Here is an 18478-nt window from a genome sequence, read left to right as displayed (position 1 = left end):
TGTTTCCGATGCGTACCCGTTTGGTTCGCGCCACGCTCGCCGCGTTCTGCGGCCTGCCCGGCCTCGCGTGGGCGCAGGCCGCCGCGCCTGCCGCTGCAGCCACGCCGCTTGCGTCTTCGTCCTCGGCTGCATCCGCGCCGACTGAGGCACCGGCTGCCGGCACGGCCGCCGCGTCGACCGACGCCGCCGTGCCGGTCGCGCTCGACTCCGTCGTCGTGACCGCGAGCCGCGGTCCGCAGAAGCTCGCCGACGCGCTGCCGCAGACCACGCTGTTCACGCGCGAGGACATCGACGGCGGCAGCGCGACCGACCTGCCCGGGCTGCTCGCGCTCGCGCCCGGCGCGCAGATCGTGCGCAACGGCGGCCCCGGTTCCAGCACCGCGCTGTTCCTGCGCGGCGCGCAATCGACCCAGTCGCTGGTGCTGATCGACGGCGTGCGCGTCGATTCCGCGAGCCTCGGCGCCGCGCAGATCAGCCAGCTGCCGCTCGAGCAGATCGATCATGTCGAGGTGGTCAACGGCAACGTCTCGTCGCTGTACGGCTCGGGTGCGATCGGCGGCGTGGTGCAGGTGTTCACGCGCGACGGCGGCGATCATCCGCCGCGCTTCTGGTTCTCGGCCGGCTACGGCAGCTATCACACGCAGTCGCAGGACGCGGGCGTATCGGGCCGGCTCGATGCCGACGGCCGCACCACGTTCTCGCTCGCGCTCTCGCGCGACAAGACCGACGGCTTCTCCGCGCTGAACCCGGCGCAGCAGCCGGGCGCGAACCCGAACGCGAACGGCAACCTCGCCGAGAGCGTCTCGGCCGCGCTCAAGCACCGCTTCGCGAACGGCTGGACGGCCGGTGTCACCTACTTCCAGTCGAACGGCGAGAACAGCTACGACAATGCATTCGGCCTGCCCGCCGACGTCAACACGCTGTACAGCCGCGTGCAGCAGATCTCGGTGTTCGCCGACGGCAAGCTGGCCGACTGGTGGACCACGCATCTGCGCGTCTCGACCGGCAACGACCGCAGCCAGTCCTGGCTCAACGGCGCCTACACCGACCACTTCAACACCGACAACCGCCAGTACACCTGGCAGAACGATTTCCGGCTCGCGCGCGACCAGACCATCCAGGCCGGCTACGAGCGGCTCGACCAGGCGTTCGATTCGGACGAGTATTCGGCGCCGCAGCGCCACGTCAATTCGGGCTGGCTCGGCTACACGGGACGCTTCGGCAACAGCCGGTTCCAGGCCAACGTCCGGCGCGACCAGTATTCGGATTTCGGCGGCGCGAACAGCTACTATCTCGGCTACGGCCTCGACCTGAGCGAGCACTGGAAGGTCACGGCCAGCTATTCGGATGCGTTTCGCGCGCCGACCTTCAACGACCTGTACTTCCCGGGCGCGAGCAATCCCGCGATCCAGCCGGAACGCAGCCATTCGGTGGAAGCGGCGCTGCAGTACGCCTCGGACGCGCTCGGCGTGATGCGCCTGAGCCTGTTCCAGACGCGCTACACGAACCTGATCCAGTACGTGCCCGACGCCACCGGCTTCGTCTACACCGCGCAGAACGTCGGACGCGCCAAGGTGCAGGGCATCGAGGGCTCATGGCAGGGGCATCTCGGCAAGACCGACCTGCGCGCGTCGGCGACGCTGCAGAATCCCGTCGACGAGAGCGCGAACCAGGATCTGGTGCGCCGCGCCCGGCACTTCGCGTCGTTCTCGGCGAACCGCGCGTTCGGCGGCTGGCGCGTGGGCGGCGAATGGCTCGTGAGCGGCGCGCGCGACGACAGCGGCGAGCCGCTCGCCGGCTACGGCATCGTGAACCTGACGGCGCGCTACGACATCACGAAAGCGTGGTACGTGAGCGCGCATCTCGACAACCTGTTCAACAAGGATTACCAGCTTGCGTATGGGTACAACACGCCGCGCCGCGGCGCCTACGTCACGATCGGCTGGCGGCAGCCGTAGCGTGTCGACCAGGCCGCGTGCGCGGCGAGCATGCCCGTGCGCGGCGCCCCGATGACGCCCGGCCGGGCCGCCGCGATCTGGGCCGCGCTCGCGCTCGCGGCGGGGCTCGTGCTGGTCGCGTCGCTGGCGCTCGGCAGCGTGCCGATCACGCCGTGGCACGCGCTCGGCGCGCTGTTCGCGCCGGGCGGCGACGCGCTCGCCAGCGAGATCGTCACCACGCTGCGCCTGCCGCGCGCGCTGGCCGGCTTCGGCTGCGGCGCGCTGCTGGCGCTGGCCGGGGCGCTGCTGCAGGTGCTGCTGCGCAATCCGCTCGCCGAGCCCTACGTGCTCGGCGTGTCGGGCGGCGCGGCCGGCTTCGCGCTGGCGGCGATGATCGCGGGCGCCGCGTGGTGGCTCGTCGATGCGGCCTCGTTCGTCGGGGCGCTGCTGTCGATCGCGCTGGTGCTGGGCCTGACGTACCGGCCGCTGGCGCGCGGCGCCGGAGACGCGCGCGACGCATCGCCGAGGCTGCTGCTGACCGGTGTCGTGATCGCGGCCGGCTGGGGCGCGCTCGTCACGCTGATGCTGTCGATCGCGCCCGACAACCGCCTGCGCGGCATCCTGTTCTGGCTCGCGGGCGACCTCGGCAGCGCGGCGCCGCCGTGGTTCGCGCTCGGCGCGCTGGCTTGCGCCGTGGCGGCCGCGCTGCCGGTCGCGCCGCAGCTGAACGTGCTGCTGCGCGGCGACACCGCGGCCGCCGCGCTCGGCGTGCCGGTCGCGCGGCTGCGGCTGCGGATCCTGCTGATCGCCTCGCTGGCCGCCGCCGCCGCGGTCACCACGGCCGGCACCATCGGCTTCGTCGGCCTGGTGGTGCCGCATGCGCTGCGGCTCGCGTTCGGCAACGACCAGCGCATGCTGCTGCCGGCCGCGATGCTGGCCGGCGGCGCCGTCGTGACGGGTGCCGATCTGGTGGCGCGGACCGTGATCGCGCCCGCGCAACTGCCGGTCGGCGCGATGACGGCGCTGCTCGGCGTGCCGGTGTTCCTGTGGATGCTGCTGCGCCGGCCCGCGCCATGAGCGATCAAGCGAACCTGGAGGCCCAAGCCGCCAACGCGACCAGGGCGGCCGATGCCGGCAGCTGGCGCGCCTGCGGGCTGCGGCTCGCGGCCGGCACGCGCACGCTGGTCGAGGCGCTGTCGCTCGCGTTCGGCCCGGGCGAACTCTGGTGCATCGCCGGCCCGAACGGCGCCGGCAAGACCACGCTGATCTCGGTGCTGGCCGGCCTCGCCGAGCCGGACGCGGGGCACGTCGAAGCCGACGGCCGGCCGCTCGCCGCATGGCGGCCCGAGGTGCTCGCGCGGCGCCGCGCGTTGATGGCGCAGGCGCGCCACGACGCGTTCGCGGCGAGCGTGTTCGACACGGTGCTGGCGCACCGCTTCCCGCATCTGGGCGGCTGGGGCTGGGAGCGCGAGGCCGATCGCGCCGCCGCGCGCGAGGCGCTGGCCGCGCTCGATCTGGCGGCGCTCGCGCCGCGCAACGTGCTGACGCTGTCGGGCGGCGAGCGCCAGCGCGTCGCGCTGGCCGGCGTGCTGTGCCAGGACGCGCCGCTGCTGCTGCTCGACGAGCCGCTCGCGCATCTGGACCTGCATCATCAGGCCGGCTGTCTCGACGTGCTGGTGCGCTGGCTGCAGGACGCGCCGCGCAGCGTGATTTTCTCGTGTCACGATCTCAATCTCGCGCGCCGTTTCGCGACCCACGCGCTGCTGCTCGACGGCCGCGGCGGCGCGCTGGCCGGCCCCGCGCGCGAGGTGCTGACGGCCGAGGCCGCGAGCGCCGCGTTCGGCTACCCGCTGGTGCTGATCGAGCGCGACGGCCACGAGGCGCTGGTGCCGGCCTGGCCGGCGCAGCCGCAACCGGGGCGGGCGGCGCCATGACGGCGACCCCGCCACCGACACGCTTACCGAGGCCGGCGCGATCCACGCGCGGGCCGCTATCCGAAACGAATCCGGCATGAACGATACCTACCCGATCCCGACCGTCGACGCGCTCGACGACACGCTGACGGCAACGCTGCAACACCTGATCGACACCAGGACCAAGCCGCCCGGCAGCCTCGGCAGGCTCGAGACGCTCGCGCTGCAACTGGGCCGCATCCAGCGCAGCACCGCGCCGCGCGTCGCGCGGCCCGTGACGATCGTGTTCGCGGCCGACCACGGCATCGCGGCGGAGGGCGTGAGCCCGTATCCGCAGGCCGTGACGGCGCAGATGGTGGCGAACTTCCTGGCCGGCGGCGCGGCGATCAACGCGTTCTCGAAGGTCGGCGGCTGCGAGCTGGAGATCGTCGACGCGGGCGTGGCCACGCCGCTGCCGGCGTCGCCCGCGCTGGTGTCGGTGCCGGTCGCGGCCGGCACGCGCAACTTCGCGCGCGAACGCGCGATGAGCGACGCGCAGCTGCGCACGGCGCTCGCGGCCGGCGCGGCGCGCGTGGCGCACCATGCGGCGCTCGGCACCAACGTGATCGCCTGCGGCGAGATGGGCATCGCCAACACCTCGGCGGCGGCCTGCCTGATGAGCCGCTTCACGGGCCTGCCGCTCGCCGAGTGCGTGGGGCGCGGCACCGGCCTCGACGATCGCGGGCTCGCGCACAAGCGCGCGGTGCTGGAAGCGGCGCTCGCGCGGCACGCCGACGCGCGGACGCCGCTCGAGGTGCTGGCCGCGTTCGGCGGTTTCGAGATCGCGATGATGACGGGCGCGTTCCTCGCGGCCGCGCGGGCGCGCATGGCGATCGTGGTGGACGGCTTCATCGCCAGCTCGGCGCTGCTGGCCGCCGCGGCACTGGCGCCGGCCGTGCGCGACTACTGCGTGTTCTCGCACGTCTCGGACGAGGCGGGCCACCGCCGCATGCTCGACCATCTCGGCGCCGCGCCGCTGCTCGCGCTGGACCTGCGGCTCGGCGAGGGCACGGGCGCCGCGCTGGCGCTGCCGCTGCTGCGCGCGGCGGCCGCGTTCGTCAACGAGATGGCCAGCTTCGATGCGGCCGGCGTCGCGAACCGCGACGACGCGTAAGCCGGGACGTGCGATGCGCTGGCTCGCCGAATTCCGCTATTTCTTCGTCGCGCTCGGCTATTTCACGCGCGTGCCGATCCCGCGGCGGATCGGCTACGCGGCCGGCGATCTCGATCACGCGGCGCGTTATTTCCCGCTGGTCGGGGTGGGCGTCGGCGCGCTCGCGGCGGCCGTCTATCTGGCCGCGGCGCGGATCTGGCCGGGCGGCGTCGCGGTGCTGCTGTCGATGGCGGCCACGCTGGTCGCGACCGGCGCATTCCACGAGGACGGCCTCGCCGACAGCTGCGACGGCTTTGGCGGCGGCTATACGCGCGACGACGTGCTGCGGATCATGCGCGACTCGCGGATCGGCACGTTCGGCGCGGTCGCGCTGGTGGTCTCGCTCGCGCTGAAGTGGCAGGCGCTCGCGGCGCTGCCGCCCTTGCGCGCGGCCTGGACCCTGCTGGCCGCGGATGCGGCGAGCCGCGTCGGCGCGGTAAGCCTGCTCGTCACGCTCGACTACGTGCGCGAGGAAGGCAAGGCCAAGCCGGTCGCGCGGCGCATGTCGGCGCGCGCGTTCGCGTTCGCCGCGCTGTGCGGGCTGCCGTGGCTGTTCTGCCCGGGCTGGCCGGACTGGCGCCTGGGGCTTGCCGCGCTGGCCGTGCTGCTGGTGGCGCGGGCCGGTATCGCGCGTTATCTGCGGCGCCGGCTCGGCGGATACACGGGCGACTGCCTCGGCTTCGCGCAGCAGGTGTCCGAACTCGCGATCTACCTGACGGTGCTCGGATGGACCTCGTCCTGATCCGGCATCCGGCGCCGGCCGTCGCGGCGGGCATCTGCTATGGCGCCACCGACCTGCCGCTCGCGGGCGACGCGGCGGCCGCCGCGGCCGAACTGCTCGGGCGCCTGCGTGCTCGCGGCCTCGCGATGCCGGACGAGATCGTCACGAGTCCGCTGCGGCGCTGCGCGGCGGTGGCCGAGGCGCTCGGCGCGTCGCTGCGGGTGACGGTGCGCAGCGAGCCGCGGCTGCGCGAGATCGATTTCGGCGCGTGGGAGATGCGTACCTGGGACGAGATCGGCCCGGCCGCGCTCGACCGCTGGCAGGCCGACCTGATGGGCGCGCGCGAGCACGGCGGCGAGAGCGCGGCGCAGTTCGTCGCGCGCGTGGTGCCGGCTGCTGCATTGCTCGAGCGCGGCGCCGGCGCGCCGCCCGTGTTCGTGATCACGCATGCCGGCGTGATTCGCGCGCTTGCCTCGCACTGGCTCGGCGTGCCGCTCGCCAGCTTGCTGACGCGCCCGATCGCTCATGGCGGATGGGTTGGATTCCGGCGTGACGCGCGGGGCTGGCGATTGCGGTGCTGGGACGAGCGGGTGGGGTGAGAAGGGGATCGCTTCGGCGATTCGTGCCGGGGCGATGCGATGTTTATGCCGTTGATCGCGCTGCCGAACGACGGGCGTGTTTGGATGTCTCACGGCCGCCGCGAGCGCGCCGTCTCCAGATCGCGGCAGACCTGTTCGGCGCCGAGCGCGAGTCGCGGCGTCGGCCGCGTCAGCAGATCGCCGTCGATCGCGAACAGGTTGCCGCGCGCGACCGCCGTCAGTCGTGGCCAGCGCTGCCAGCGCGCGAGGCTCGGCAGCGCCGCGTCGCTGGCGGTGGCGCCCTGCGCGGTCGCGACGATCGCCTCGGGATTCGCGGCCAGCACCGCTTCGTCGTTCACGGTGGGCGCCACTGGCTTCAGCGCCGCGAACACGTTGTGGCCACCGCACAGGCGCAGCACGTCGCTGACGATTTCGCTGCCGTTCAGCGTCGTCAGCGGCCGGTCCCAGATCTGCAGGAACACGTCCACGGGCGGCCGCGCGGCATAGCGCTCGCGCAGTGCCGCGATGCGCTGCCGGTACGCGTCGGCCGCCGTGTCGGCCACCTCGCGCGTGCCGAGCAGCTGGCCGAGCCGGTCGAGCGACACGGCCACGTCGTCGAGCCGCCGCGGCTCGCTCACGTAGACGGGGATGCCGAGCGCCTGCAGCTGTGCGGTCTGGCGCTCGGCGTTGCCGTGGCGCCAGACCACGATCAGGTCGGGCTTCAGCGCCGCGATGCGTTCGAGGTCGAGCGAGCGGTTGTCGCCGACGCGCGGCAGCGTGCGCGCGGCGTCCGGATAGTCGCTGTAGGCGACCGCGCCGACCATCGCGCCGCCGCCGCCCGCCGCGTAGAGCAGCTCGGTGGCGTGCGGCGCGACGCTGATCACGCGCCGGGCCAGCGCGGCGAGCGTGACGGTGCGGCCCGCGTCGTCGGTCACGGAGACGGCCGCCGCTGCCGCCGGCGCGACGGCGCTGTTCCACAGCGCGAGGCCAAGCCCGAGGCTGCTCGCGAACCGCGCCGCGCGACGTGGCCATGCCAATGGATTCGGTGGTGCGCGCATCGTTCAGCGCGCCGGCCGGTCGCCGGCCGGTGTGGACGATTCGAGCCGTTCGGCCGAGCTTGCCGATGCCGACGATGCGGTTGAGTCAGTGGACTCGGCCGCGAATCCCGCGAGCGCGTCCGCGAGCCGCTGCCATTCGGCTTTCGTGCCGGGCAGGCCGATCCGCACGCTCGGCGCATGCGCGAAGAAGCGCGTCCAGATGCCCCGCCGCGCGAGCGATTCGTGCAGCGCGTGGGCGCGCGCGTCGTCGGTCCAGCAGAACAGCGGCGTGGCGCGCGCCGTCATGCCGAGCGCGCCGAGCAGCGCGGCGAGCCGCGCGCCGTCGTGGGCCAGCCGCGCCCGCGTGGCGCGCTGCCATTCGACATCGGCCAGCGCGGCGCTCACCGCGTGCTGCGCGGGACCGCTGACGGTCCACGCGCCGAGTTCGGCGCGCAGCCGTGCGAGCAGCGTCGGCTCGGCCAGCACGAAGCCGGCGCGCACGCCCGCCAGCCCGAAGAACTTGCCGATCGAGCGCAGCACGACGAGCCCCGGGCGGCCGACCTCGGCGGCGAGCGTCGTGGCTGCTTCGCCGGCATCGACGAACGCCTCGTCGACGATCAGCGTGCCGCCGCGTTCGGCGAGCTGAGCATGCCAGTCGAGCAGCCGTGCGCGCTCGACGCGCTCGGCGGTCGGATTGTTCGGATTGCCGACGATGACGTGGCGCAGCGTGGCGGGCAGCACCGCCGTGCCGACGTCGAAGCGTTCGATCGCATGGCCGTGCCGCACGAAGGCCGGCGCGTATTCGCTGTAGGCGAGCGGCGCGACGCCGGCCGTGCCTTGCGCGAGCAGCGCCGGCAGCGCGCGGATCGCGGCCTGGCTGCCGGCCACGGGCAACACGTGCGCGGCGTCGGGCGCGCCGTAATGGTGGGCAGCCAGCGCGGCGAGCGGGGCGTCGTCGCCGGGCAGCCGGCGCCACGCGTCGGCCGGCACCGGCGGCACCGGATAGCCGAGCGGGTTGATGCCGGTCGACAGATCGAGCCATTGTTCGGCCGGAATGCCGTAGCGGCGCGCCGCGTCGTGCGGATTGCCGCCGTGCGTGATCGCGGGCGGCGTGAAGACGGATTCGGTCATGAGCTGAGGCGGGCGCTGCCGGATGAAGAACGACGAAGATGGCGAGACACGCGGGCTGCCATGGAGGCGCGGGCAACGGTGGAAGAAACGTGGGGCGGCGTGGCGTCCGGGCTTCGGCTTCGTCCCGAGGACGCGGCATCGGCGACAGCCCGGCGCCGACGTATCGAACGCGCGCCGGCCGGCAGCAGGCACGGCGCGTCGGTATCGACAAAGGCGGGATCGCACGCTCGTGGCGACGTTGCCGCGCGAGCCATGCAAGTCGACAGGCGCCGCATCTTTCGCCGCGAGACGCGTAGGCGGCCCGCATCAACCATGATGCGTCGCCACCGCGAGCGCCCCGCACGCGAGCAGCAGCGCGAGCCACAGGATCGAAGTGCGCGTCACCAGCGACAGCGCGGCACGCACGTGTTCGGGCGCGGCAGGGCGGCCGGCGCCGAGCGTGGGCCGCGACTCGATCTCGCCGTGATAGACGGCCGGGCCGCCGAGCACGACGTTGAGGCTGCCCGCGCCGGCGGCCATCACCGGCCCGGCGTTCGGGCTGTCCCAGTGGCGCGCCTGGGTGCGCCAGCAGCGCCATGCGCTGGCGGTGTCGCCGAGCAGCGCGTAGCTGGCGGCGGTGAGCCGCGCCGGTGCCCAGTTCAGCGCGTCGTCGATGCGCGCGGCGGCCCATCCGAAGCGCAGCAGGCGCGGCGTGCGGTAGCCCCACATCGCGTCGAGCGTGTTGGCGAGCCGGAACATCAGCGCGCCGGGGCCGCCCGCCACGGCGAACCAGAACAGCGCGCCGAAGATCGCGTCGTTGCCGTTCTCGAGCGCCGATTCGACGGCCGCGCGCGACAGCGCCGACGCATCGGCGTCGCGCGTGTCGCGCGAGACGATCCGCGCGGTCAGCACGCGCGCGTCGGCGAGGTCGCCGCGCACCAGCGCCGCGCCGATCGGCGCGATGTGTTCGGCGAGGCTGCGCGCGCCGAGCGCGAACCAGAGCAGCGCGACGTGCAGCGCGATCGCGAACGGCCAGGGCAGCAGGGCGATGCCAAGCGCCGCCAGCGCGACCGGCGGCACGACGGCCAGGCACCAGGCGGTCACGCCCACCAGCCGGCCGCGCGCGCCGGTGTTCAGGCGCGCCTCGATCCGCGCGGCGAGCTTGCCGAACCCGACCAGCGGATGGGCGCGGCGCGGCTCGCCGAGCCGCCAGTCGATCAGGAACGCGGCGACCGCGAGGATCGCGACGACGGGCAGCGACAGCATCAGCATCGCGGGCCTGCCTGCGTGGCCGCGGCCACGGTCGTCCCGCCCTCGCCCGCGTCCTTGACGGCGACCGGCAGGCCGGCCACGACCAGCGTCACGCGCGTGGCCAGCGCGGCGATGCGCTGGTTGAGCCGGCCGAGTTCGTCGACGTAGCGGCGCGTTTCGGCGCCGAGCGGCACCACGCCGAGCCCGATCTCGTTGCTGACCACGATCACGCGCGCGCGCGAGGCGGCGAGCGCGGCTTCGAGCGCGCCGATGCGCGCCTCCAGCGCCGCGTCGGAGACGCTCGCGCCATCGGGCGGGCAGAGCAGGTTCGCGAGCCACAGCGTCAGGCAGTCGACCAGCACGCAGCCGTGCGGATCGTCGAGCGCGGCGAGCGCCTCGGCGAGCGTCTCGGGCGCCTCGACGAGCGCCCACGACGCGGGCCGGCGCGCGCGATGGTGGGCGATGCGCGCGTCGAATTCCGCGTCGCCGACCCGCGCGGCGGTCGCCACATAGGTGACGGCGCGGCCGCTGTCGGCCGCGAGCCGTTCGGCGAACGCGCTCTTGCCCGAGCGCGCGCCGCCGAGGACGAAGGTGAGGTCGTGCGAAGTCATCGCGTGATTGTAACGGCGCGGGGGATAATGCGGCCTTCGCTTTCCGCCTGTTTCCCGCCGATGACCGCTCCCGATCGCCCGCTCGCCGGTTTGCCCATGCCACGCGGCACGCTGATGATCCAGGGCACCACGTCCGACGCCGGCAAGAGCACGCTGGTGGCCGGCCTGTGCCGGCTCGCGCGCCGCGCGGGCGCCCGCGTCGCGCCGTTCAAGCCGCAGAACATGGCGCTCAACAGCGCGGTGACGGCGGACGGCGGCGAGATCGGCCGCGCCCAGGCGCTGCAGGCGATCGCGGCCGGCATCGACGCGCATACCGACCTGAACCCGGTGCTGCTCAAGCCGACCAGCGACCGCGGCTCGCAGGTGATCATCCACGGCCACGCGCATGCCAACCTCGACGCGCGTGCCTACCACGCCTTCAAGCCGGTCGCGTTCGAGGCGGTGCTGGCATCCTATGCGCGGCTGCGCGCCGGCTACGACGCGGTGATCGTCGAGGGCGCGGGCAGCCCGGCCGAAATCAACCTGCGCGAGGGCGACATCGCCAACATGGGGTTCGCCGAGCAGGTCGATTGCCCGGTGGTGCTGGTGGCCGACATCGATCGCGGCGGCGTGTTCGCGCATCTGCTCGGCACGCTCGCCTGCCTGTCCGACAGCGAGCGCGCGCGCGTGCGCGGCTTCGTGATCAACCGTTTTCGCGGCGATCCGGCGCTGCTCAAGCCCGGCCTCGACTGGCTCGAGGCGCGCACCGGCAAGCCCGTGCTCGGCGTGGTGCCGTACCTGCACGGCCTCGCGCTCGACGCCGAGGACATGCTGCCGAGCCTCGCCCACACGCGCGCCACCGACCGCGAGGCGAGCGTGCTGCGGGTGGTCGTGCCGGCCGTGCCGCGCATCAGCAACCACACCGACTACGACGCGCTACGCGCGCATCCGCGCGTCGACTTCTCGTACTGGAAGCGCGGGCCGATCCCGGCCGCCGATCTGGTGATCCTGCCCGGTTCGAAGAACGTGCAGCGCGATCTCGAATGGCTGCGCGCGCACGGCTGGGAGACGGCGCTCAAGCGCCACCTGCGCTACGGCGGCAAGGTGCTCGGGATCTGCGGCGGGATGCAGATGCTGGGCCGCACGCTCGACGACCCGCACGGCCTGGAGGGGCCGGCCGCATGCGTGGCCGGCTTCGGGCTGCTCGATTTCGACACGACGCTGATGCCGGACAAGACGCTCGCCAACGTGAGCGGCCGGCTTGGCTGGGGCGCGGGCGCGGGCGCGGCCGTGGCCGGCTACGAGATCCACATGGGCGAGACGCGCGGCCCGGCGCTCGAGGCGCCCGCGCTGCTGCTCGACGGCCCGCACGGCACGCGCCCCGACGGGGCGCGTTCGGCCGACGGACAGATCCTCGCGACCTACGTCCACGGTGTGTTCGAGCGGCCCGACGCCTGCGCGGCGCTGCTCGAATGGGCCGGGCTCGACGCGGCCGAGGCGGTGGACTGGGCCGCGCTGCGCGAGGCGTCGATCGAGCGGCTCGCCGACACGCTCGGCGCCCATCTCGATCTCGAACGCATCTTCGGCGCGTTCGCCTGACGAGGGCGGCGGCTCGATTCATTCCTGATAGGAAGTAATGTAAGCCGGATCGGCGATTTATCGAGGCCGCCGGCTTCGAATACAGTTCGCTCCATTCCCTTCCGAACCGGAGTCCACGATGAACCCGAACCGTTCCGCCGAACTGGGCGCCACGCTGCTGCGCGTGGTGCTCGGCCTGCTGTATCTCGTCCACGTCGCCCAGAAGGTGTTCGTCTTCACGCTGCCCGGCACCGCGCAGTTCTTCGAATCGATGGGCCTGCCGGGCTGGCTCGCCTACCTGACCACCGCCGTCGAGCTGGTGGGCGGACTCGCGCTGCTGTCGGGCTTCCAGGTCCGGATCGCCGCGCTGGTGCTGCTGCCGTTCATGCTCGGCGCCGCGCATGCGCATTATCCGAACGGCTTCAGCTTCGCATCGCCGCATGGCGGCTGGGAATATCCGGCGTTCTGGGCGGTCGCGCTGGCCGTGCAGGCGCTGATCGGCGCCGGTGCCTATGCGCTCGGCGGCCGGACCGCGGAGCCGCGGGCCGGGGCGCGCGCCGCGGTGTGAGGCGGTTGGTCGTATTTCAATCTGCTTTCGGATCGGGCGCGCGGCGGGCGACGCGCCGCGATGTCGGCTGCTTGACGGGCCGCATGGGGACCGTCGGCGCCCGATACGACGGCTGACCGGCGTCCGGCCGACGCCGATTCGAGCGCGGTCCGCAAGCGACTGGCGATCGACCGGCAATCGGTCAACGACCGGCCAACGACCGGCCAACAACCGACCGGCAACTCGCCCGGAGCCCCGTCTACCATTGATCCGCAAAGCCCGCCGCCCCTCCGTCGCGCAGTCGTCCCCGCATCACCTTGCGCGCCCCGTTCCGGTGCGATGCGTTTTGCCGATATCATCGCTCCCTGTATCCGTAATCTCGTGGCGCCGGCCGATCGGCGCCGCACGGCTTTCCGGGGGCGTACATGACGGTGATCGTGGTGGCAAATCCGAAGGGCGGCGTCGGCAAGAGCACGCTGTCCACCAATCTGGCGGGCTATTTCGCGGCGCAGGGCGCCTGGGTGGCGCTCGCCGATCTCGACCGGCAGCAATCCTCGCACGGCTGGCTCGGCCTGCGGCCCGACGCGCTGCCGCCGATCGAAGCCTGGGCGCTCGATCCGGGCAATCCCGCCAGGCCGCCGCGCGGCCTCGAATACGCCGTGATCGACACGCCGGCCGGCCTGCACGGCAACCGGCTCGACGTGGCGCTCGATCTGGCCGACAAGGTAATCGTGCCGCTCCAGCCCTCGATGTTCGACATCCTCGCGACCCAGCACTTCCTCGAACGCCTCGCGGGCGAGAAGGCGGTGCGCAAGGGCACGGTGCAGATCGGCATCGTCGGGATGAGGGTGGACGCGCGCACGCGCTCGGCCGAGCAGCTGCAGCGTTTCGTCGAGGGGCTGAAGCTGCCGGTGCTCGGCTACCTGCGCGACACGCAGAACTACGTGCAGGTGGCCGCGCACGGCCTGACGCTGTGGGACGTCGCGAAAAGCCGCGTCGAGAAGGATCTCGAGCAGTGGCAGCCGATCGTCGAATGGGCGCAGGCGAAGCCCGCGAAAGGCGAGGGGAAGGGGGAGGCGAAGGCCGAGGCCAAGGGCGAAACGAAGCAGGGCTGACGCCGGCCCCGCGCACCGTGCCGCGCGAGCATCACGTCGGCCGTCATCCGGGGCCGCCTTCAGGCGGCTGCTTTCCTGGGTGGACCTCACGGACCAACTTCACGGACCAACTTCACGGACCAACTTCACGGCCCGCGACCCCACGGGCCAGCTGAACGGCCTGACCACGACGCCGCCGGTCCAATCCAGCCCGGTGTCAACTTAGGTCCAGCTCTGGGTCGGCACGTGGTCGCGGCTGCCCTTCATCTTGTTGTGCTCGTCGACGAACACCAGATCCGGCTTCCAGCCCGCTTTCAGGTCCGCCTCGTCGACCACCGCGAACGCAGCGATGATCACCAGGTCGCCCAGCTGCGCGCGGCGCGCGGCCGAGCCGTTCAGCGAGATCATCCCGCTGCCGCGCTCGCCCTTGATCGCATAGGTCGAAAAGCGCTCGCCGTTGTTGATGTTCCAGATGTCGATCCGTTCGTTCTCGACGATGTTCGACGCTTCGAGCAGATCCTCGTCGATCGCGCAGGAGCCTTCGTAATGGAGCTCGCAGTGCGTGACCGTGGCGCGGTGGATCTTCGATTTCAGCATGTGGCGCTGCATGGTGTTTCCTGGGACGGGTTGGCGAAATCGCGGCCGGCGGCCGTCAGATCTCGAGATTGTCGATGAGGCGCGTGGTGCCGAGCTTGGCCGCCGCCAGCACCACCAGCGGCTCGCCGGCTTCGAGCTGTTCGGCGCTCGGCGCGACGAGGTTGGCGCGGCGGCGCACCGCGATGTAGTCGGGCTGCCAGCCGCGCGCGGCCAGCGCCTCGCGCGCGCGCGCCTCGACGGTCGCGAGGTTGCGTTCGCCGCCCAGCACGCTCTCGCGCACGCGCTGCAGCGCGCGCGCCAGTTCCGGCGCCTCGGCGCGTTCGGCCGCGCTCAGGAAGCGGTTGCGCGAGGACATCGCGAGGCCGTCGTCGTCGCGCACCGTCTCGGCGGCAATGATCTCGACCGGCAGCGCGAGCTGGTGGCACATGCGGCGCACGATCATCAACTGCTGGTAATCCTTCTTGCCGAACACGGCCACCTTCGGCGACACGCAGGCCATCAGCTTGGTGACCACGGTGCAGACGCCGGTGAAGAAGCCCGGGCGGAATTCGCCCTCGAGGATGTCGCCGAGGTCGTGCGGCGGCTGCACGCGGTATTCCTGCGGCTCCGGATAGAGGTCGCGTTCGGTGGGCGCGAACAGCACGTAGACGTTTTCCTTCTGCAGCTTCTCGATGTCCTGTTCGAGCGTGCGCGGGTACTTGTCGAAGTCCTCGTTCGGGCCGAACTGCAGCCGGTTCACGAAGATGCTCGCGACGACCGGATCGCCGTGCTGGCGCGCGAGCCGCATCAGCGACAGATGGCCGTCATGCAGGTTGCCCATCGTCGGCACGAAGGCCGTGCGGTTCTGGCCGCGCAACTGGTCGCGCAGCTCCTGGATCGTGCTGATGACTTTCATGATCGGTCAGGCGGTTCCTCGCGCGTCTCGCGCGTTGCCGCCGCGGTTGCGCGGCGTCGTGATCGGAGGTGTCGCTCGCCCGCGAGCCGGGCACGGAGGCGGGCAAGCGCGAGCGTCGGCGATTGTAGAGGATTTGCCGCGGTAGCGCACCGATAAGCGCACGATCGTTCGCTTTTTATCGACGGACAGACGGCGTGGGAAAGCGCCACGGGCCGGATGCGGTCGGCCGTCGAAGCGCCGGGCACGGCAAGGACGCCGCCGGCCCGGTGCCGGCTTCAGGCCGGCAGATAGGCGAGCCGCACGTAGATCGGCGCGAACGGCTCGGGCTGGGTGATCTCGATCAGCGATTCGCGCGCGAGTTCGAGCATCGCGATGAAGTTGACCACCACCACCGGCACGCCGCGCGAGGTGTCGAACAGCTCGGCGAACTCCATGAAGCGCACGTTCTGCAACTGGCGCAGGATCAGGCTCATGTGCTCGCGCACCGACAGCTCCTCGCGCGAGATCCGGTGATGCTGCACCAGCTTCGCGCGCTTGAGCACGTCGGCCCAGGCCGCGCGCAGGTCGTCGGCGTTCACGTCGGGAAAGCGCGGCGAGCTGCTCTGCTCGATATAGACGTCGGCGCGCAGGAAGTCGCGGCCGAGCTGCGGCAGCTGGTCGAGCCGCTGCGCGGCGAGCTTCATCTGCTCGTATTCGAGCAGGCGGCGCACGAGTTCGGCGCGCGGATCCTCGGCTTCCTCGCCGGTGTCGGCCTTCTTGACCGGCAGCAGCATGCGCGACTTGATCTCGATGAGCATCGCGGCCATCAGCAGATACTCGGCCGCGAGTTCGAGGTTCGACTCGCGGATCTGGTCGACGTAACCGAGATACTGCGCGGTCACCTCGGCCATCGGGATGTCGAGCACGTTGAAGTTCTGCTTGCGGATCAGGTACAGCAGCAGGTCGAGCGGCCCCTCGAAGGTCTCGAGGAACACTTCGAGCGCGTCGGGCGGGATGTAGAGATCCTGCGGCAGCTTGAAGAGCGGCTCGCCGTAGAGGCGCGCGAACGCCGCGACGCCATCGACCGTGTCGGGCGTCGAATCGGCGCCGGCCGGCGCGGCGAGCGCGTCCTCGGGCTTGGCGGCGGCCTCGTCGGCGGCGCTCACGGGCTCAGAAGTTCTGGTAATAGACGTAGGAGGTCTGCTTCACGCGCGACTGCTGCTGCGCCGAGCGCTCGTCGAGGTCGATCGGCTGCTTGTCCCACAGCAGCGCGCGGCCCTTGCGCTGTTCGTCCTCGAGCGACGGCTTCTGCTGCTTGAGCTGGTTCAGGAATTGCGTGACTTCGGACTGATACGACATGGTCGGTTCCGTGCGAAACGGGCGCGCCGCGTGCCGGCGGGCCGCCCGGGTTTGGGGATGGCGGGATTTTACCGCATCGCGGGGAACAGTCGGCGGCCGGCGGCGTCGAAGCAGCGCGGCAGGTCGCGAGCGGCGCCGGATTTGATGATCTTTCAAAATTGCGCCGCGGCGGCCGGATGCCGGTGTGGTCAAATGGCGTCTTTCGTTCCGAACATTCTCCGAGGGGGCGGTATTTGACAGGGCTGGCCATTTCAGCAGACGAGCGTCGCGCCCGCCGCGCGGCAACGCACGCTCGCATGGCGGCGCTGCCGTCGCGCCTGTTCCAGTGGCTTGCCTCGCCCGCGTCGCCCCGGGCGCGGCCGCGCCTCGCGGGCATCCTGCTCGGCTGCCTCGCGGCCGGCTTCGCGCTGCCGGCCCAGGCGAAATACGAGGTCGACATCGACGCGCCGCGCTCGGTGCGCAGCCTGCTCAAGCAGCATCTCGACCTGTCGCGCTTCGCGAAGCGCGACGACATCTCCGACGACCAGTTCGAGTTCCTGATCACCGCGACGCCGCAGCAGGTGCGCGACCTGACCGCCACCGCCGGCTATTTCTCGCCGGTGGTGGCGACCGACGTGCGCAACCACGACGGCAAGCGCGCCGTGACGATCAAGGTCGATCCCGGTCCGCAGACGGCCGTGGCCGGCGTCGAGCTGACGTTTCGCGGCCCGGTCGGCACCGAGGACCCGAAGCAGGAGACGGCCACCCGGCTCGCGTTCTCGCTGCACGAAGGCGATGCGTTCACGCAGTCGGGCTGGGACGACGCGAAGAACGGTGCGTTGAAGCAGCTGCAGTCGCGTCGCTACCTCGGCGCGAAGATCGTCGCCTCGCAGGCGCGCGTCGATCCGCGCACGCGCACCGCGAAGCTGTCGGTCACGTTCGACAGCGGGCCGACGTTTACCATCGGCGCGCTCGACGTGAGCGGCCAGCGCCGCTATCCCGAGCGCATCATCCGCAACGTCAACCCGCTCGGCGTGGGCGAGATCTACGACGTGCAGCGCATCAACGAGCTGCAGCGGCAGGTGCAGAACACGCCGTACTACGCGAGCGTCGCGATCGACGTCGGCGACGACACCGCGAAGCCCGACAACACGCCGGTCCACGTCAAGGTCAGCGAATACCCGTTCAACAGCGTGCGCGGCGGCGTCGGCTACGCGACCGACACCGGGCCGCACGTGCAGGGCTCGTACACGTATCTGGATACGTTCGGCGCGGCATGGCCGCTGCAGGTGTCGGGCCGCATCGACCAGATCCAGCAGTACGGGCAGGTACAGCTGTCGATGCCGCCCGGCCCGCGCGCCTGGACCAACAGCGTGCTGGCGTCGTACACCAACACCAACGTGTCGGACACGCGCATCTACAGCGCGCGGGTGGGCGTGCAGCGCGCCAAGACGAGCCAGAACATCGATTACACCTACTCGATCATGTTCTACGAGGACCGGCTCGACCAGAACGGCGCCGGCCCGACCACCAGCCGCGCGCTGGTGCCGCAATGGTCGTGGACGCGCCGCAACGTCGACGATCCGCTGTTCCCGCGCTCGGGCAACCTGATCCACGCCGAGGCCGGCTTCGCGATCAAGGGCCTGCTGACCGACCAGACCTTCGTGCGCGGCTACGCGCGCGCCCAGCAGTACATCCCGGTCGGCAAGCGCGACCTGGTGTTGTTCCGCGCGGAGGTGGGCGGCGTGTTCACGAGCGGCGGCTCGGCGGGCGTGCCGGCCTCGCTGCTGTTCCGCGCGGGCGGCTCGAACTCGGTGCGCGGCTACGGCTATCAGAGCATCGGCAACACCGTGGACGGCTCGGTGCTGCCGACCAAGTACCTGATGACGGGCACCGCCGAGTATCAGCACTGGTTCAACCACGACTGGGGCGCGGCGACCTTCTTCGACATCGGCACCGCCACCGATGCGTGGGGCGAGCGCGTGTTCTATCCCGGCGTCGGCGTGGGCGCGCGCTGGCGCAGCCCCGTCGGGCCGGTCAACGTCGACCTGGCCTACGGGCTGCGCAACCGCAGCGTGCGGCCGTACCTGACGCTCGGCATCGCATTCTGACGATGGTTTT

The 18478-nt window shown here is 72.0% G+C and carries 18 protein-coding genes; 10 read left to right on the top strand and 8 right to left on the bottom strand.

Translation table 11 applies throughout. The features are described 5' to 3' along the window. Nucleotides 1–8: 8 nt before the first annotated feature. The 6 genes from BpN12_RS29795 (at nucleotide 9) to cobC (ending at nucleotide 6362) form a co-directional block, all read left to right on the top strand. Complete coding sequence (locus BpN12_RS29795) at nucleotides 9–1958, top strand: TonB-dependent receptor plug domain-containing protein (protein ID WP_246795738.1); 1950 nt, start codon at nucleotides 9–11, stop codon at nucleotides 1956–1958. Between the two features lie 51 nt (nucleotides 1959–2009). Further along, a complete protein-coding gene (locus BpN12_RS29790) occupies nucleotides 2010–3014 on the top strand; it encodes a FecCD family ABC transporter permease (protein WP_246795737.1) in 1005 nt (334 codons plus the stop codon). Next, the gene (locus BpN12_RS29785; protein ID WP_246795736.1) at nucleotides 3011–3871 is read left to right on the top strand and encodes an ABC transporter ATP-binding protein; all 861 of its coding nucleotides are present in this window, start codon (nucleotides 3011–3013) and stop codon (nucleotides 3869–3871) included. Before BpN12_RS29790 ends, BpN12_RS29785 begins: the two co-directional genes overlap by 4 nt. Nucleotides 3872–3947: 76 nt before the next feature. Then, nucleotides 3948–5003, top strand: coding sequence for a nicotinate-nucleotide--dimethylbenzimidazole phosphoribosyltransferase (gene cobT, locus BpN12_RS29780; protein WP_246795735.1), 1056 nt, complete (start codon nucleotides 3948–3950; stop codon nucleotides 5001–5003). 13 nt (nucleotides 5004–5016) lie between these two features. Further along, complete coding sequence (locus BpN12_RS29775) at nucleotides 5017–5784, top strand: adenosylcobinamide-GDP ribazoletransferase (RefSeq protein ID WP_246795734.1); 768 nt, start codon at nucleotides 5017–5019, stop codon at nucleotides 5782–5784. Beyond that, nucleotides 5769–6362 carry an alpha-ribazole phosphatase gene (gene cobC, locus BpN12_RS29770; RefSeq protein ID WP_246795733.1) on the top strand — a complete coding sequence of 198 codons (594 nt, stop codon included), beginning with the start codon at nucleotides 5769–5771 and terminating at the stop codon, nucleotides 6360–6362. Before BpN12_RS29775 ends, cobC begins: the two co-directional genes overlap by 16 nt. Nucleotides 6363–6451: 89 nt before the next feature. Here cobC and BpN12_RS29765 read toward each other — a convergent pair whose 3' ends face one another. The 4 genes from BpN12_RS29765 to cobU all read right to left on the bottom strand — a co-directional run bounded on the left by BpN12_RS29765 (nucleotide 6452) and on the right by cobU (nucleotide 10350). Beyond that, nucleotides 6452–7399 carry a cobalamin-binding protein gene (locus BpN12_RS29765; RefSeq protein WP_246795732.1) on the bottom strand — a complete coding sequence of 316 codons (948 nt, stop codon included), beginning with the start codon at nucleotides 7397–7399 and terminating at the stop codon, nucleotides 6452–6454. A gap of 3 nt (nucleotides 7400–7402) precedes the next feature. Then, nucleotides 7403–8509, bottom strand: coding sequence for a threonine-phosphate decarboxylase CobD (gene cobD / locus BpN12_RS29760; protein ID WP_246795731.1), 1107 nt, complete (start codon nucleotides 8507–8509; stop codon nucleotides 7403–7405). Between the two features lie 306 nt (nucleotides 8510–8815). Then, nucleotides 8816–9760, bottom strand: a complete 945-nt coding sequence (gene cbiB / locus BpN12_RS29755) for an adenosylcobinamide-phosphate synthase CbiB (protein WP_246795730.1) — start codon at nucleotides 9758–9760, stop codon at nucleotides 8816–8818. Further along, complete coding sequence (gene cobU, locus BpN12_RS29750) at nucleotides 9754–10350, bottom strand: bifunctional adenosylcobinamide kinase/adenosylcobinamide-phosphate guanylyltransferase (protein ID WP_246795729.1); 597 nt, start codon at nucleotides 10348–10350, stop codon at nucleotides 9754–9756. Before cobU ends, cbiB begins: the two co-directional genes overlap by 7 nt. A 60-nt stretch (nucleotides 10351–10410) precedes the next feature. On the opposite strand from cobU, the gene BpN12_RS29745 reads away from it, so the two are divergent. From BpN12_RS29745 to BpN12_RS29735, 3 genes are all read left to right on the top strand, one after another. Then, nucleotides 10411–11928, top strand: coding sequence for a cobyric acid synthase (locus BpN12_RS29745; RefSeq protein WP_425306335.1), 1518 nt, complete (start codon nucleotides 10411–10413; stop codon nucleotides 11926–11928). 118 nt (nucleotides 11929–12046) lie between these two features. After that, nucleotides 12047–12475, top strand: a complete 429-nt coding sequence (locus tag BpN12_RS29740; protein ID WP_246795727.1) for a DoxX family protein — start codon at nucleotides 12047–12049, stop codon at nucleotides 12473–12475. 404 nt (nucleotides 12476–12879) lie between these two features. After that, nucleotides 12880–13569: a ParA family protein gene (locus BpN12_RS29735; RefSeq protein ID WP_246795726.1), complete on the top strand. Its 690-nt coding sequence runs from the start codon at nucleotides 12880–12882 to the stop codon at nucleotides 13567–13569. 201 nt (nucleotides 13570–13770) lie between these two features. Here the strand turns inward: BpN12_RS29735 and panD are convergent, their stop codons facing one another. The 4 genes from panD to BpN12_RS29715 all read right to left on the bottom strand — a co-directional run bounded on the left by panD (nucleotide 13771) and on the right by BpN12_RS29715 (nucleotide 16378). Then, the gene (panD, locus tag BpN12_RS29730; protein WP_042625753.1) at nucleotides 13771–14157 is read right to left on the bottom strand and encodes an aspartate 1-decarboxylase; all 387 of its coding nucleotides are present in this window, start codon (nucleotides 14155–14157) and stop codon (nucleotides 13771–13773) included. Between the two features lie 43 nt (nucleotides 14158–14200). After that, nucleotides 14201–15040, bottom strand: coding sequence for a pantoate--beta-alanine ligase (gene panC / locus BpN12_RS29725; RefSeq protein WP_246795725.1), 840 nt, complete (start codon nucleotides 15038–15040; stop codon nucleotides 14201–14203). 275 nt (nucleotides 15041–15315) lie between these two features. Beyond that, a complete protein-coding gene (locus BpN12_RS29720; RefSeq protein ID WP_246795724.1) occupies nucleotides 15316–16185 on the bottom strand; it encodes a segregation and condensation protein A in 870 nt (289 codons plus the stop codon). 4 nt (nucleotides 16186–16189) lie between these two features. Further along, complete coding sequence (locus BpN12_RS29715) at nucleotides 16190–16378, bottom strand: DUF3460 family protein (RefSeq protein ID WP_246795723.1); 189 nt, start codon at nucleotides 16376–16378, stop codon at nucleotides 16190–16192. Nucleotides 16379–16674: 296 nt separating this feature from the next. On the opposite strand from BpN12_RS29715, the gene BpN12_RS29710 reads away from it, so the two are divergent. Next, the gene (locus BpN12_RS29710) at nucleotides 16675–18468 is read left to right on the top strand and encodes an autotransporter assembly complex protein TamA (protein WP_425306334.1); all 1794 of its coding nucleotides are present in this window, start codon (nucleotides 16675–16677) and stop codon (nucleotides 18466–18468) included. The last annotated feature ends 10 nt before the right edge of the window (nucleotides 18469–18478 follow it).

This window comes from Burkholderia perseverans (genome assembly GCF_022870505.1).
Taxonomy (GTDB): Bacteria; Pseudomonadota; Gammaproteobacteria; order Burkholderiales; family Burkholderiaceae; genus Burkholderia; species Burkholderia plantarii.
This window is presented reverse-complemented; position numbering and strand designations above follow the sequence as displayed.